Origin of the sequence: Streptococcus suis, from assembly GCF_016775005.1 — a bacterium.
In the GTDB taxonomy this organism is placed as follows: Bacteria; Bacillota; Bacilli; order Lactobacillales; family Streptococcaceae; genus Streptococcus; species Streptococcus suivaginalis.
The window spans coordinates 393,220-405,971 of sequence record NZ_JAEUXI010000001.1; the positions used below are offsets into that span (position 1 = coordinate 393,220).

At 43.9% G+C, this 12,752-nt stretch carries 13 protein-coding genes; 2 read left to right on the forward strand and 11 right to left on the reverse strand.

Annotated elements, in window-relative coordinates; genetic code table 11:
- Positions 1-5: 5 nt before the first annotated feature.
- From dnaX to udk, 9 genes are all read right to left on the reverse strand, one after another.
- Positions 6-1,676, reverse strand: a complete 1,671-nt coding sequence (dnaX, locus tag JNG37_RS01775; RefSeq protein ID WP_158455425.1) for a DNA polymerase III subunit gamma/tau — start codon at positions 1,674-1,676, stop codon at positions 6-8.
- On the reverse strand, positions 1,676-2,173 hold the full coding sequence (locus JNG37_RS01780; protein ID WP_158455427.1) for a GAF domain-containing protein: 498 nt from the start codon (positions 2,171-2,173) through the stop codon (positions 1,676-1,678). The genes dnaX and JNG37_RS01780 overlap by 1 nt, the downstream gene beginning before the upstream one ends.
- An 89-nt stretch (positions 2,174-2,262) precedes the next feature.
- Positions 2,263-2,865: a 3-isopropylmalate dehydratase small subunit gene (gene leuD / locus JNG37_RS01785; protein ID WP_158455429.1), complete on the reverse strand. Its 603-nt coding sequence runs from the start codon at positions 2,863-2,865 to the stop codon at positions 2,263-2,265.
- Positions 2,866-2,867: 2 nt separating this feature from the next.
- Positions 2,868-4,256: a 3-isopropylmalate dehydratase large subunit gene (gene leuC, locus JNG37_RS01790; protein WP_158455431.1), complete on the reverse strand. Its 1,389-nt coding sequence runs from the start codon at positions 4,254-4,256 to the stop codon at positions 2,868-2,870.
- A 4-nt stretch (positions 4,257-4,260) separates the two neighbouring features.
- A complete protein-coding gene (locus JNG37_RS01795) occupies positions 4,261-4,530 on the reverse strand; it encodes a DUF1294 domain-containing protein (RefSeq protein ID WP_158455433.1) in 270 nt (89 codons plus the stop codon).
- Positions 4,527-5,564, reverse strand: a complete 1,038-nt coding sequence (gene leuB / locus JNG37_RS01800) for a 3-isopropylmalate dehydrogenase (RefSeq protein ID WP_158455435.1) — start codon at positions 5,562-5,564, stop codon at positions 4,527-4,529. The genes JNG37_RS01795 and leuB overlap by 4 nt, the downstream gene beginning before the upstream one ends.
- 9 nt (positions 5,565-5,573) lie before the next feature.
- Positions 5,574-7,133, reverse strand: coding sequence for a 2-isopropylmalate synthase (locus JNG37_RS01805; protein ID WP_158455437.1), 1,560 nt, complete (start codon positions 7,131-7,133; stop codon positions 5,574-5,576).
- Between the two features lie 277 nt (positions 7,134-7,410).
- The gene (locus JNG37_RS01810; protein ID WP_158455439.1) at positions 7,411-7,950 is read right to left on the reverse strand and encodes a PadR family transcriptional regulator; all 540 of its coding nucleotides are present in this window, start codon (positions 7,948-7,950) and stop codon (positions 7,411-7,413) included.
- 1 nt (position 7,951) lies between these two features.
- Entirely contained in the window at positions 7,952-8,581 is a 630-nt protein-coding gene (gene udk / locus JNG37_RS01815) for a uridine kinase (RefSeq protein ID WP_158455441.1), read from the reverse strand.
- A gap of 81 nt (positions 8,582-8,662) precedes the next feature.
- On the opposite strand from udk, the gene JNG37_RS01820 reads away from it, so the two are divergent.
- Together JNG37_RS01820 and JNG37_RS01825 are read left to right on the forward strand one after the other, a co-directional pair.
- The gene (locus tag JNG37_RS01820) at positions 8,663-9,643 is read left to right on the forward strand and encodes a Gfo/Idh/MocA family protein (protein ID WP_158455443.1); all 981 of its coding nucleotides are present in this window, start codon (positions 8,663-8,665) and stop codon (positions 9,641-9,643) included.
- Positions 9,644-9,679: 36 nt separating this feature from the next.
- A complete protein-coding gene (locus JNG37_RS01825; protein WP_158455445.1) occupies positions 9,680-10,762 on the forward strand; it encodes a DEAD/DEAH box helicase in 1,083 nt (360 codons plus the stop codon).
- 26 nt (positions 10,763-10,788) lie between these two features.
- Here JNG37_RS01825 and JNG37_RS01830 read toward each other — a convergent pair whose 3' ends face one another.
- The gene (locus JNG37_RS01830) at positions 10,789-12,186 is read right to left on the reverse strand and encodes a polysaccharide deacetylase family protein (protein WP_158455447.1); all 1,398 of its coding nucleotides are present in this window, start codon (positions 12,184-12,186) and stop codon (positions 10,789-10,791) included.
- Positions 12,187-12,348: 162 nt separating this feature from the next.
- Positions 12,349-12,732, reverse strand: coding sequence for a lactoylglutathione lyase (gloA, locus tag JNG37_RS01835; RefSeq protein ID WP_158455449.1), 384 nt, complete (start codon positions 12,730-12,732; stop codon positions 12,349-12,351).
- Between the last annotated feature and the right edge of the window lie 20 nt (positions 12,733-12,752).

Below are 12,752 nucleotides of genomic sequence, written 5' to 3' on the forward strand. Positions count from 1 at the left end.
CCTTTTTAATCATCGATAATTTCTGCCTGTCCTGCCAAGAAGCTAAATTCTTCTGGGATTGGGCTTTCTTCTTTTTGTTCTGCCTGTTCTGATCTTTGGCCTTTGGCTTTGAGGGAGAACTCAGCTCGAATAGTTTGCCATTCTTCCATAGCAATGGCTAGGATTTGTGGTGAAAAACCTGCTGCCTTGCTGAGAATATTCCCAAACATGGTATTGAGATTGTCTCGCTTCATGGTCTGCTCTGCATTAAAGGAAGATTCAAAAGCTAGAATGGCATGGTTTTCATTAGCAGCGACTGGCTGTGAGCCTGTTAGGAGCGCCTTATCTGCACCTGCCAAACTTTCAATCACTTCTCCCCAGGCATTTTGCAGGCGGGTTAGATTTTCACGCGCCAGGGCTGGATTTTCCATGGCCTCTTGCAAAATGGCATGCACCTTTCCTGTATCTACTCTATACTTTTTGGCAGTTTGTGGCTTACGTGATACAGGTTTTACTGTCTGCGGTTGTGTGGAAAGTCGAGCAAGTTCCTGCTTAAGACTGGTCACTTCTTTTTGGAGCGACTGGATTTGCTCAACCAAGTCAGCTGGTAGCTCTGCCATTGCCCCCGAAACTGGGCCTTCTTCTGCCAAGGCAATGGTCATCATCTCAGCGTAAATCTTGGGCTGGGGACTGGACTTGATATCAGTTAGGGACTTGGTCACCTGGTCAATCATGGCGAAAATCCGCTGCTTGTCCAAGGCTAGATTATCCAGGAATACAGGGCTAGTGTGGGTATTTTCCCCGCCTGTCTGGACAATCAATAGGTCGCGGAGGTAGTGAAGGAGGTCTGTCGCAAAGCGGGTCATACTCTTGCCGTTGTCGAAAATGGTAGTCAGATGGCTCAATGCTGCTACCGTATCAGCTTGCCGAAGGCTGGCTACATAGTCATCGAGGGCGCGCAGGCTGATTGATCCTGTGATTTCTTCTGCTATGTCCAGCGTGACTGACTCTTCTGCACTCAAGCTGAGTGCCTGATCAAGGATGGACAAGGCATCACGCATCCCCCCTTCTGCTCTTCGAGCAATCAAGGTCAAAGCCTGTTCATCGTAGGAAATACCCTCCTTATCCAAGATAGCCACCAAGTGTTGCTGAATATCCAAGACCTTAATAGACTTGAATTCAAAGCGCTGGACACGGGATAAAATGGTTGCTGGAATCTTATGTAGCTCGGTTGTCGCAAGGATAAAGACTACATTTTCCGTAGGCTCTTCCAAGGTTTTCAAGAGGGCGTTAAAAGCCCCTGTTGACAACATATGGACCTCGTCGATGATATAAACCTTATACTTGGCAAGGCTTGGGGCGTAGGTGGATTTGTCTCGAATATCACGAATTTCATCGACACCGTTGTTTGAAGCTGCATCGATCTCGATAACGTCCTCCAAACTGCCCTCCGTAATGGCCTGACAGATGTAGCAGTCATTGCAAGGCTCACCAGCCTCTTGATTAGGACAGTTCATGGCCTTTGCAAAAATCTTAGCAGCAGATGTCTTACCTGTACCTCTTGGACCTGAAAAGAGGTAGGCATGGCTGATCTTATCTTGCTCAATAGCCTGCTTGAGCGTGGTCGCAACCACCTCCTGCCCCACCATTTCTCCGAAGGTCTGGCTGCGGTATTTCCGATATAAAGCTTGGTACATTAGCGTTTTTCTCCAAACATAGTAAAGTTCCAGTCCGTCTTTTCAACCAGAAGCACCACAAATTTCTCTAGGTATTCTTGGTCAATGGCATCATAATCGGCTACCAAACGAGAATCCAAGTCCAGAACGCCCAGTAACTGACCGTTCTTCATTATGGGCACCACGATTTCCGACAGGGCTGCCGCATCGCAGGAAATGTAGTTGTCATGTAGACGGACATCGTCTACGAGAATAGTCTGGCCTTTGGCTGCCGACTCTCCGCAAACTCCCTTTCCAAGTGCAATGTGAACACAGGAAACGCCACCTTGGAATGGACCCAAAATCAATTCCTGACCGTCGTATAGGTAAAAACCTGTAAAAACAGAGTTGGGAAGAGCTTGATTAAGAAGAGCTGATGCATTGGACAGGTTGGCAAGAGCATTGGTTTCGCCTTCTAAAAGAGCCTCTAGTTGGGCAAGTAAAAGTTGATAGGTTGAGATTTTTTCTTGTTTTGTCATAGACACATTATAGCATATTTCCAGGCAAAATTGACCCCTTTCAGTACTAGCTGTCAATCAATTTCAATAGATAAGAAAAACACGTAAGCTTACGTGTTTCCTTCCTGCCAATAAGATGGACGATTGCGCTCGTATTGGCTGATTAAATCCTCAAACTGAAGGGTAATGCCAATATCATCCAGACCATTGATGAGTTTGTACTTCCATTCTTCCTCGATAGCAAATGCAAACTCCCCAACGGAGGTTATGATTTTTTGGTTGGGAAGATCGATTGTAATCTCCTCATCTGGCGCCAGCTGGGCCAGTCTCTGTCTAACCTCCCTCGGTTGAACAATAGGAAGCATACCATTGTTAAGCTCATTGTTGTAATGGATATCTCCAAAAGATCCCGCAATCACAACCTTGAAGCCATAGTCCGCCAAGGCCCAGGCAGCATGTTCACGAGAAGAACCCGCTCCAAAATTATCACCTGTGATGAGAATAGTTGCTTGTCGGTAGTCCTCTTTGTTGAAAATAAAATCAGGATTTTCAGTATACAGATGGTCTGTATAGCGCCAAGCATACATGAGATATTTGCCGAAGCCTTGCTTGTCAATCAACTTGAGAAATTGCTTGGGCAAAATCTGGTCTGTGTCGATATTGTCATTCATCAGAGGAACTGTCCTGCCCTTGTAAATAGTAAATGGCTCCATCTTTATCCTCCTACGATTTCTGTCATGGTGCGTACATCAACAAAACGTCCTGCTATCGCTGCAGCAGCAGCCATGGCCGGACTACACAGGTGGGTTTTTGCACCAAAACCTTGCCGATCTTCGAAATTTCGATTGCTGGTTGATGCACAGTGAACGCCGTCTGGGACCTTATCAGGGTTCATGCCTAGGCACATGGAACATCCTGGATCCCGCCATTCAAAACCGGCATCTAAAAAAATTTTATCTAGACCTATCTTTTCTGCAGCCCTTTTAACAGGTCGAGATCCTGGAACTACAATGGCAGTCAGATTAGGGGCAATCTTTTTTCCTTTGACAAATCGTGCAGCTAACTCTAAGTCACTCAAGCGAGCATTGGTACAAGAGCCGATAAAGATATAGCCCAGCTCAATATCCGCTGCAGTTTGGCCTGGTTTGAGCCCCATATAGCCATAGGCCCGCTCATCATTCATATCTGTCACTTCTGGAAAGGCTTGGTCAAAGGCAACTCCCATTGAAGGATTGGTTCCCCAAGTGACCATGGGTGCCAGCTTTGAAACATCCATCACAATGGTCTTATCATAGACTGCATCTTGATCCGAAACTAGGGTTTTCCAATCCGCAATCGCCGTCTCAATATCTTTGGGTGCATGCTCTGTTGCTCGGACATAATCAAAGGTTTTTTGATCTGGATTCATCATTCCAATCTTAGATCCGAACTCGATAGACATGTTGCAAATCGTCATCCGTTCTTCCATAGATAGGGCATCAACTGCCTCACCACGAAATTCAACTGCATAGCCAACCCCAACACCCACACCGTATTGGGCAATCAAGGCAAGGATGTAATCCTTGGCATAGACACCTGCCTGGGGCCTTCCGATAAATTCAACCAAAAGTTTCTTAGGTTTGACCTGCCAAATGGTCTGTGTCGCAAAAACATGCTCAACTTCAGACGTTCCAATTCCAAATCCTAGGGCGCCAAATGCACCGTGGGTTGCGGTATGGCTATCGCCGCACACGATAAATTTTCCAGGCTGTGTCCGCCCTGATTCGGGGCCAACCATGTGGACAATTCCTTGATGTTCTGAGCCATGGGCTGCACAGTCAATGCCAAACTCTAATACATTTTCAGCTAGCTTATCCATCTGGGCCTTTGAAATTGCATCTCGAATATCAAAAATATTGACAGTTGGGACATTGTGGTCAAAGGTTCCAAAGGTCAAATCTGGCCTCCGCACCTTTCTTCCAGCCTCCCGTAGCCCTTGAAAAGCCTGCGGACTCGTCACTTCATGGATATAATGTTGGTCCACATACATGAGCTGAGGTTGCCCTTCTTGCCCCGTAATCACATGCCGTTCCCAGACCTTATCTAAAATGGATTGTCCAGCCATCTAGCTACCTCCCTATCCAATAAATCACCAGAATATCAATCAAGACTCCGATTGCCCAAGCTAAGCGAAAATACACCTTTTGCGTCTTGTGGCGGAAATAAGTACCACCTCCCCAAGCTCCTAGCCCACCAAAGAAGTAGGCCATCAGTAACAAGGTCTTCTCTGAAATCCGATAGGCTTGCTTACGAGCACGGTGCTTATCTACACCGTAGGTTAGAAAAACAATGAAATTCCACAGACAAAGTACCAAACTCATCATTTGTTGAATGGTCATAATTCGCTTATTATGGCGGCCAGCATCTCAGCTGTCGTCGCCTTTCCTCCTAAATCTTGTGTTCTAATGCCTTTTTCAAGACTTCTTTCAACTGCTGCTTCAATCACCTGTGCAGCTTCTTCCTGTCCCAACGATTCCCGTACCATCATGGCTACCGATAAAATCATGCTGATGGGATTGGCTATGCCTTTTCCAGCAATATCAGGTGCTGAACCATGTATGGGCTCGTAGAGACTTGGCCCATTTAGGGAATGAGATGCCGAAGGCATAACTCCCAAGCTACCAGATAAGACACTGGCTTCATCGGACAGGATATCTCCAAATAAGTTCTCTGTCACAATAACATCAAATTGAGATGGACGAGTAATTAGCAACATGGCAGCACTATCAACCAACTGGTGCTCCACCTCCACATCTGGATAATCCTGAGCCAGCTCATCGACCACCTTACGCCAGAGTTTTGATGTCGCCAAAACATTTTGCTTATCAATACTGGTCAGCTTTTTTCTGCGTCTTTGCGCTGCTTCAAAGGCCAGTCTGACAATGGCTTTGATTTCTTCTCTTGTGTAGGAGTTGATATCAAACGCCTTATCTTCCTCTAAGTGATGGGTACCAAAGTAAATTCCCCCAGTCAATTCTCTCACAACTAGAAAATCCACGCCAGTTAAAAGATTGGCTTTCAAGGGCGAACGATCAGACAAACTGTCAAAAAGTTTGACCGGCCGTAAATTGGCATAGAGTCCTAACTCCTTTCTCAAGGCCAACAAGCCTTGCTCTGGTCTAATAGTTGCCTGGTCATACTGGGGACCACCAATGGCTGCCAATAAAATTGCATCTGCAGACCGAACCGCTTCCAAGGTACTGTCAGGAAGAGGATGTTGGTGAACATCTATGGCTGCCCCTCCGAATAGATGGTGTTCAATTGTAAGATCCAATTGGAACCGCTCTGCGACCTCTTCAAGCACTGCTAAGCCAGCTGCCATAATTTCTGGTCCGATGCCATCACCAGCTAGTGCAATAATTTTCTTAGTCATCGTTTTCTCCTATCTAGGACTGTCTTTTTCAGACAAGTTTTTTACAAAGCCGCCTTCATTTTCCTTTTGAACCATGATATTAGCATGAATGTAAGCCTTAGCTGCCGCTTTCAATACATCAAAGTCGATTCCGTTGGCATTGAAAATCGTATCTGTTTGGATATTTTCAACTGAAACATTAACCGAAGCCTGGGCATCAATGCCATCTGTGATCGCATCGATATTGAAGGTATCCAAACGAACGGCATGATTGAAGAACTGATCAATGGCATTGAAAATCGCTTCAATGGACCCTTTTCCATCAGCAACCAGTTCAACCCTTTCCACTTCCTGGTTGACCATGATAACAGAGGCTGTAATGGTTTCATCCTTATGCGACACCAATTTCAAGTCTGCAAAATGGAAGCCATCTACATTTTCAACCGTTACACCCGCTACTAGGGCACGAATATCCGCATTGGTGATCTGCTGCTTTTTGTCCGCCAGATTTTTAAACTTGACAAAGAGAGTTTGCAGTTCCGCTTCATCGACGTCCAGTTGGAGTTCTTCCAATTTTTTGGCAAAAGCATGGCGACCAGAAAGTTTGCCCAAGGGGAGGGAGTTTGAAGTAAAACCAACCAGCTCCGGGGTAATAATTTCATAGGTCAATGGATTTTTCAAGACACCGTCTTGATGAATGCCTGATTCGTGTGAGAAAGCATTGCCACCAACAACTGCCTTGTTCTTCGGAATAGAAAGACCTGAGAAACGTGATACCATCTCTGAGGTATTGACCGTTTCCGCCAATCGAATCGGGCTTTGGACATCATAAAAATCAGAACGAATTTCCAAAGCTACTGCCACCTCTTCCAAGGCAGCATTGCCTGCCCGCTCTCCGATACCATTGATGGTCCCTTCAATCCGACTTGCACCATTTTTAATGGCTGAAAGCGTGTTGGCAACCGCCATCCCAAGGTCATTGTGGCAATGGGGGCTGAAGCGAATATCACGGTCGGATTTCACATGTTCAATCAAGTAACGAAAAATATAGCCGTACTCTTCCGGTGTCGTGAAACCAACAGTATCGGGAATATTGATGTAGCTTGCTCCTGCATCCACAGCTGTTTGCACCACCTCCAAAAGAAAGTCCAATTCTGTCCGTGTTGCATCCTCAGGTGAAAATTCGACCACCTCAAATTTCGAACGTGCATAGGTCACATGTTCCTTGATAGCTGCCAAAATCTCCTCCTTGGACTTATTGAGTTTAAACTCACGGTGGATGGGGCTGGTTGCGATAAAGACATGAATTTGAGGATATTTAGCATCTTTTAAAGCTTCATAGCAGGCATCAATATCCGACTTAACAGAGCGCGCCAAACCTGAGACAGCTGTCTTGGTCAAGACTTTTGCAATGGCTTGCACCGCCTCAAACGAGTCCGGACTTGCTGCTGGAAAACCTGCTTCAATGGCAGATATCCCCCATTTTTCCAGTTGTTTGGCGATAGCAATTTTTTCCTTGATAGTAAAATGAACACCTGGTGTCTGTTCGCCGTCTCGAAGACTGGTATCTAAAAATTCGATGGTACGCATACTAAACTCCTTTTCTCACGCCTAAAATAAAAACATCTCACTTGGAATCCAAGCGAGATGTGGTGCCCGCTTGGTAAGCCAAACAGGACTAATGCTTGTTAGCACTAGCCCTGGTCCCTCAACAACAAGTTTTGTTTGACTGCTGACATCATTGGCACTCTCCCTGAGATAGAATAGGTCCATTCTACTAAAAAGAAGATAGTATGTCAAGAATTTTCTGTATTATCTAAATTATCAGAAAATACAATACAAAGAAAAAGATTCAGGAATCTGAATCTCATTTCATTTTTAAGGTCTGTTTCAACCATTTGATTTGGTCACGGTTTCGTGCAATGGCTCTGGTCAAAATCAGATAGTGACCATAGCGGTTTAACATGTCTTCCGGACTCGCAAAAAGATTGTTTTTTCGCTGCTCTAGGTGTTCCAAATGCTTATTGAGTAAGTCGATTTGGGCATGGATGAGTTTAGGAATGCGCTGGTCATCCTTGTCCTTTATAAAGAATAACTTCAGGGTGAAAATATCCTTTTGTAAAGGCAATTCATAGTTGGGTTCTGACAACCAGTTTTCCAACATTTCCAATCCTAGTTCAGTAATTCCGTACTGCTTCTCTTTCTCGTTATTGGGAACGGGATGGCAAACAATCCAGCCATCTTCCGTCATCCGTTTGAGTTCTGGATAGACTTGACTATGGGCAACTTGCCAATACTCGCCAATTTCACGTGGGACATAATCAGTAATTTGTTTTCCAGTTACCTCTGTTTCCGACGTCGCAATGATGCCGAGAATGATATGAGGTAAAATCCGTTGCTTGGGCATTTTAACTACGCTCTCTTAAAATACTCTCTACCTTGGTATTGATTAAGTCAATGGCTACAATATTTGAAACCCCTTCAGGAATCACGATATCTGCATACCGCTTGGTAGGCTCAATAAATTGATGGTACATTGGTTTAACTACCGAGGTATATTGATCAATGATACTATCCAAACTACGGCCACGTTCTTCCATGTCTCTCTTAATACGACGAATAATGCGGATATCATCATCAGTATCTACAAAAATTTTGATATCCATCAAATCTCTCAACCGCTTGTCCTCTAAAACCAAGATTCCTTCAACGATGAAGACATCCTGAGGTTCTTGACGATAGGTCTTATCTGAACGAGTGTGTTGGGTATAGTCATAAATGGGAATGTCCACTGCTCGACCTGCTAAAAGTTCGCTGATATGATAAATCATCAAATCAGTGTCAAAAGCCAGCGGATGGTCATAATTGGTTTGTATTCTTTCTTCATGGGTCAAATGAGACTGATTCTTATAATAGGAATCGTGCTCAATCATACAAATACGGGCATCAGGGAAATTATTTAGGATGGCACGGGACACACTGGTCTTGCCTCCACCTGAACCACCAGTTACGCCAATAATAATGGGTTTTTGCTTCATTATCATCTCCTTTTCTTTTCAATATTATTTTAACATGAAACATGTTATAATGAAAAGAATAACACAAGGAAAAGAGAAAATATGATCAGATTTGGTGTCATTGGTAGCTCATTTATCAGTCAAAAGTTTATAGAAACCGCACATTCCACCCAAAAATTTCAATTGTCTGCTGTTTTTTCAAGACAATTAGAACGAGCCCAGGAGTTTGCAGCACCCTTTCAATCTGCGCAAGCTTTCGCAGATTGGCAGGAATTTTTAGCCCAGGATCTAGATGCCATCTACATCGCAAGCCCAAATGCTTTGCATTACGAGCAAGCTAAGGCTGTCCTTCTGGCAGGAAAGCATGCTATCGTCGAAAAGCCCATGGTTTGCCATCCTGACCAGCTTGCTGAACTCCTTCGGATTGCTAAAGAAAACAAGGTTTTCCTCCTCGAAGCTGCTCGCAACACCTACGAAGCAGCCTTTGAATCCATTGGCTCCTTTTTACGAAATCACACTATTTTGGGCGCTCAGTTTTCTTATGCCAAGTATTCCTCAAAGATGCCTGAGCTACTAGCCGGAACAAAACCCAATATCTTTTCCGAAAAGATGGCTGGCGGGGCCTTAATGGACCTAGGTGTCTATGCCTTGTATGCTAGCGTGACCCTCTTTGGTCCTGCACAAAAGGTCGCTTATCAAGCTCAGCAACTCCCAAATACTGTTGACCTCAATGGATTTGGGTACTTGGACTATGGCCACTTTCAAGTGGGTATCTTTGCTGGAAAAAATCTGACCAGCACCCTTGCAAATGAAATCTACACAGACAAGGGGACCTTGGTGCTAGACAGCTGCCAACATATTCAGAAGGCTACCTTTTACTACCATGATGGAAGCCACATTGACTTGGACATTCAAGCCCCTTCCAATAACATGTTAGAAGAATGCCTTAGCTTTATCCATATCATTGAAAATGGTGACCAAGCCTTGGCTGATAGCCTGACCCAACGGGCTGAAGCTGTCCATCAGGCCTTGTATGACATGCGTCAAGTAGCCGGCATCCACTTTTCATCCGACCCTATTTAAGCACAGAAAGGAATGGACTTTGTCCATCTCATAACCATGAAATCACATTTTCCAACAAGCTGGACCACTCAGATGGAAGAGCTTCAATTTCAAGACTTTACCCCCATTCAAGAGGCTATTTTTACTCCAATCTCTGAAGGGAAAAACGTTTTAGCACTTAGCCCAACAGGTTCTGGAAAAACCTTAGCTTATCTCTGGCCTAGTCTCTTAAAGCTAAAGCCTAAAAAAGCCCAACAATTACTCATTCTTGCACCAAATACAGAATTAGCGGGGCAGTTGTTCGATGTCTGTAAAACCTGGGGAGAAAGCCTCGGCTTAACCTGTCAGCTCTTTTTATCTGGTTCCAGTCAAAAACGCCAGATTGAGCGCTTAAAGAAAGGACCTGAAATCTTGATTGGCACACCAGGTCGTATATTTGAGCTGATTAAACTCAAAAAAATCAAAATGATGAACGTTGAAACTATCGTCTTAGATGAATTCGATGAATTATTCAGCGATTCTCATTATCATTTCGTGGAGAAAATCGGCCACTATGTTCCAAAGGACTACCAATTCATTTACCTGAGTGCAACCAGCAAGTTTGACCCAAGTAAATTGGTGCCAGGTACCGTCACCATTGATGTCACAAAATCAGAAACTTCTACCATCGACCACTACTACATCATGGTCGAAAAACGTGATCGTCTAGACTTATTGCGTAAGTTTGCAAACCTTCCTGATTTTCGTGCCCTAACCTTCTTTAATCAACTGTCAGACTTGGGTGCCAGTGAAGAGCGGCTCCAATTCCATCAAGCCAATGTCATTTCCTTGGCATCAGATGTCAATGTGAAATTCCGCAAAGTTATCTTGGAGCGTTTCAAACAAGGCCAATTACATCTCCTCTTAGCAACTGACTTGGTAGCACGTGGGATTGACATCGAAAACTTAGAATGTGTCTTAAACTATGACATTCCTTTTGATAAGGCTAGCTACACCCACCGCGCTGGACGAACCGGACGAATGGGCAAAGACGGTATGGTCATCACCATGGTCACGAGCAACTATGAACTCCAACAATTGAAAAAATTTGCTTCGGTCCAAGAAGTCGAATTAAAAAACCAACAATTATTTAAAAAATAAGAGGCTAGTAAAACTAGCCTCTTATTTTATTGTGCTACGAGAGAATTATCTTTTGAATAATAGATACGTTGGCTGCTTAGCTGATCTCCTAAGACCTGGCTTGCAGTTCCAATCGTATACCCCTTACTTAGCAAGTAAGATAAGACTCCATCTAGGGAAGCGACTGTTGATTGGTGGATATCGTGCAACAAGAGCACACCACCAGGATGGGCTTGTGCCTGAACTTCTTTTAAAATGCTTGTAGCATTCCGTGACTGCCAATCCTTAGAATCAATCGACCAGTTGATAATTGGCATCTGAATAGAAGACATGGTTGTTGCATCGATTGCACCATAAGGCGGTCGCATCAAGCTCGGCTTAAAGCCAACAGCTGCTTCGATAGCTGATTGTGTTTGTTGGATTTCTGCTGTTACATCTTTAGCAGAAAGTTTCGTCAAGTTTGGATGGCTCCAAGAATGGTTGGCAATCTCATGCCCTTCTGCTACCATTCTTTGCAGAATTGCTTCATTTCCTGTAACAGACTTTCCTAAGACAAAGAAGGTTGCCTTGACCTGGTATTTTTTCAAGATATCTAAAACTAGCGGTGTTGTGGCTGGATTTGGTCCATCATCAAAGGTTAAAGCAATCATGTTGCGGTATTTTTTTGCCTCTTCTTCTGCTAGATAAGTCTGATAACTAGCCTGATCCTGACTCGACAAATACTGACTATTGACCACAGGGAAAAAGCTAGCAATCGGTAGCCCAATCTGCTCGACCAAGTAGGTTTCTTTTGGTAGTAGTAAGAAAATCTGGCTATCTGAGTAAGAAAGTGTAAACTGGGTGAGGTCAGCAGTCTGAAATGCCTGTAGGATATTTGTTTTTTCTGTAGCATCAACTCCGAGCTGGTCCAAGCTTGCTGACAGGACCCCCTCAAATTGGGGACGGAGCGTTTCCATATCCGTTACCAAATCAGACAAATCAAAAGGATCTGCTTGGGCTGTCAATAAAACCTGACCGACCTCTTCAACTTGTTTTGAACTGATTTTAGTCCCCTTCATCTGGTAGCGATTGGAAAGAATCTCATGCTTAGTTACGGTTGAAAATTCAGAAGCTTGACTCTTAGAACGGACTTCTATGTAGTCTGAAATTCCTTTCTTTCCAGCTTGCTTGCCCAATTTCCCTTGGACATAGGCTTCTATTTTTGTTCTCACTGTTTCCAAAGGCTGCCCAGCTTCATTTTTAGGAATGGCCGCCGATACAATTGTAGTACCAACCTTTCCTTTTTGAACATAGATGTCAGCCTGTTTTTTCAGCTGACTTTCTTGCTGTTGAATAAATTGATCCCATGTTCGGTACTGATAAAGTTGATAGGTTTTAAAACCTAAAACAACTATACAAGCTAACAAAATAACATTAACTACTGCTAAAATAACTGTTTTTCTCATCCTACTCCCCTCATTCTTGTACAAATCTTCACTACTATTCTATCAAATATTTTAGGAGGCCTCAACTAAGATTCGATATTTTTTGGAAAAATAGCTACCTTTTTTCAGATACTTTTCCGCAATTTCTTTACAAAAAACCTACTCATCTGAGTAGGTTTTCTGCTAGTCTGCACGGATAACCTCGACACGGTAGCCATCTGGATCCGTTACGAAATAATAGCGTCCAGGGCTGCCTGGTAATCCCTTGATGTCTGTCGTTGGATAGCCCAAGTCCTTGTGTTTTTGGTTGTCTCCTTCCAAATCATCTGATGAGAGAGCCAGGTGTGAGAAGCCGTCACCAACTGTATATGGTCCATGACCGTAGTTGTAGGTCAGTTCGATTTCAAATGAATCCCCTTCAAGTGCCAGATACACCAAGGTAAATTGATGGTCTGGATAGTCCTTTCGGCGGGTTTCCTTGAAACTAAAACCTTCTTCATAGAAGCGTTGAGATGCTTCGAGATTTTCCACACGCAAACAAGCGTGTAACATTTTTTTACTTGCCATTTGCTACCTCCTTTTTTTTC

Bases quoted from the DNA above. Each gene is read 5' to 3' on its own strand.
- JNG37_RS01805 (WP_158455437.1), bottom strand. From the start codon at position 7,133: ATGCGTACCATCGAATTTTTAGATACCAGTCTTCGAGACGGCGAACAG.
- JNG37_RS01795 (WP_158455433.1), bottom strand. From the start codon at position 4,530: ATGACCATTCAACAAATGATGAGTTTGGTACTTTGTCTGTGGAATTTC.
- leuD (WP_158455429.1), bottom strand. From the start codon at position 2,865: ATGGAGCCATTTACTATTTACAAGGGCAGGACAGTTCCTCTGATGAAT.
- gloA (WP_158455449.1), bottom strand. From the start codon at position 12,732: ATGGCAAGTAAAAAAATGTTACACGCTTGTTTGCGTGTGGAAAATCTC.
- JNG37_RS01820 (WP_158455443.1), top strand. From the start codon at position 8,663: ATGATCAGATTTGGTGTCATTGGTAGCTCATTTATCAGTCAAAAGTTT.
- leuC (WP_158455431.1), bottom strand. From the start codon at position 4,256: ATGGCTGGACAATCCATTTTAGATAAGGTCTGGGAACGGCATGTGATT.
- dnaX (WP_158455425.1), bottom strand. From the start codon at position 1,676: ATGTACCAAGCTTTATATCGGAAATACCGCAGCCAGACCTTCGGAGAA.
- JNG37_RS01830 (WP_158455447.1), bottom strand. From the start codon at position 12,186: ATGAGAAAAACAGTTATTTTAGCAGTAGTTAATGTTATTTTGTTAGCT.
- udk (WP_158455441.1), bottom strand. From the start codon at position 8,581: ATGAAGCAAAAACCCATTATTATTGGCGTAACTGGTGGTTCAGGTGGA.
- JNG37_RS01780 (WP_158455427.1), bottom strand. From the start codon at position 2,173: ATGACAAAACAAGAAAAAATCTCAACCTATCAACTTTTACTTGCCCAA.
- leuB (WP_158455435.1), bottom strand. From the start codon at position 5,564: ATGACTAAGAAAATTATTGCACTAGCTGGTGATGGCATCGGACCAGAA.
- JNG37_RS01810 (WP_158455439.1), bottom strand. From the start codon at position 7,950: ATGCCCAAGCAACGGATTTTACCTCATATCATTCTCGGCATCATTGCG.
- JNG37_RS01825 (WP_158455445.1), top strand. From the start codon at position 9,680: ATGAAATCACATTTTCCAACAAGCTGGACCACTCAGATGGAAGAGCTT.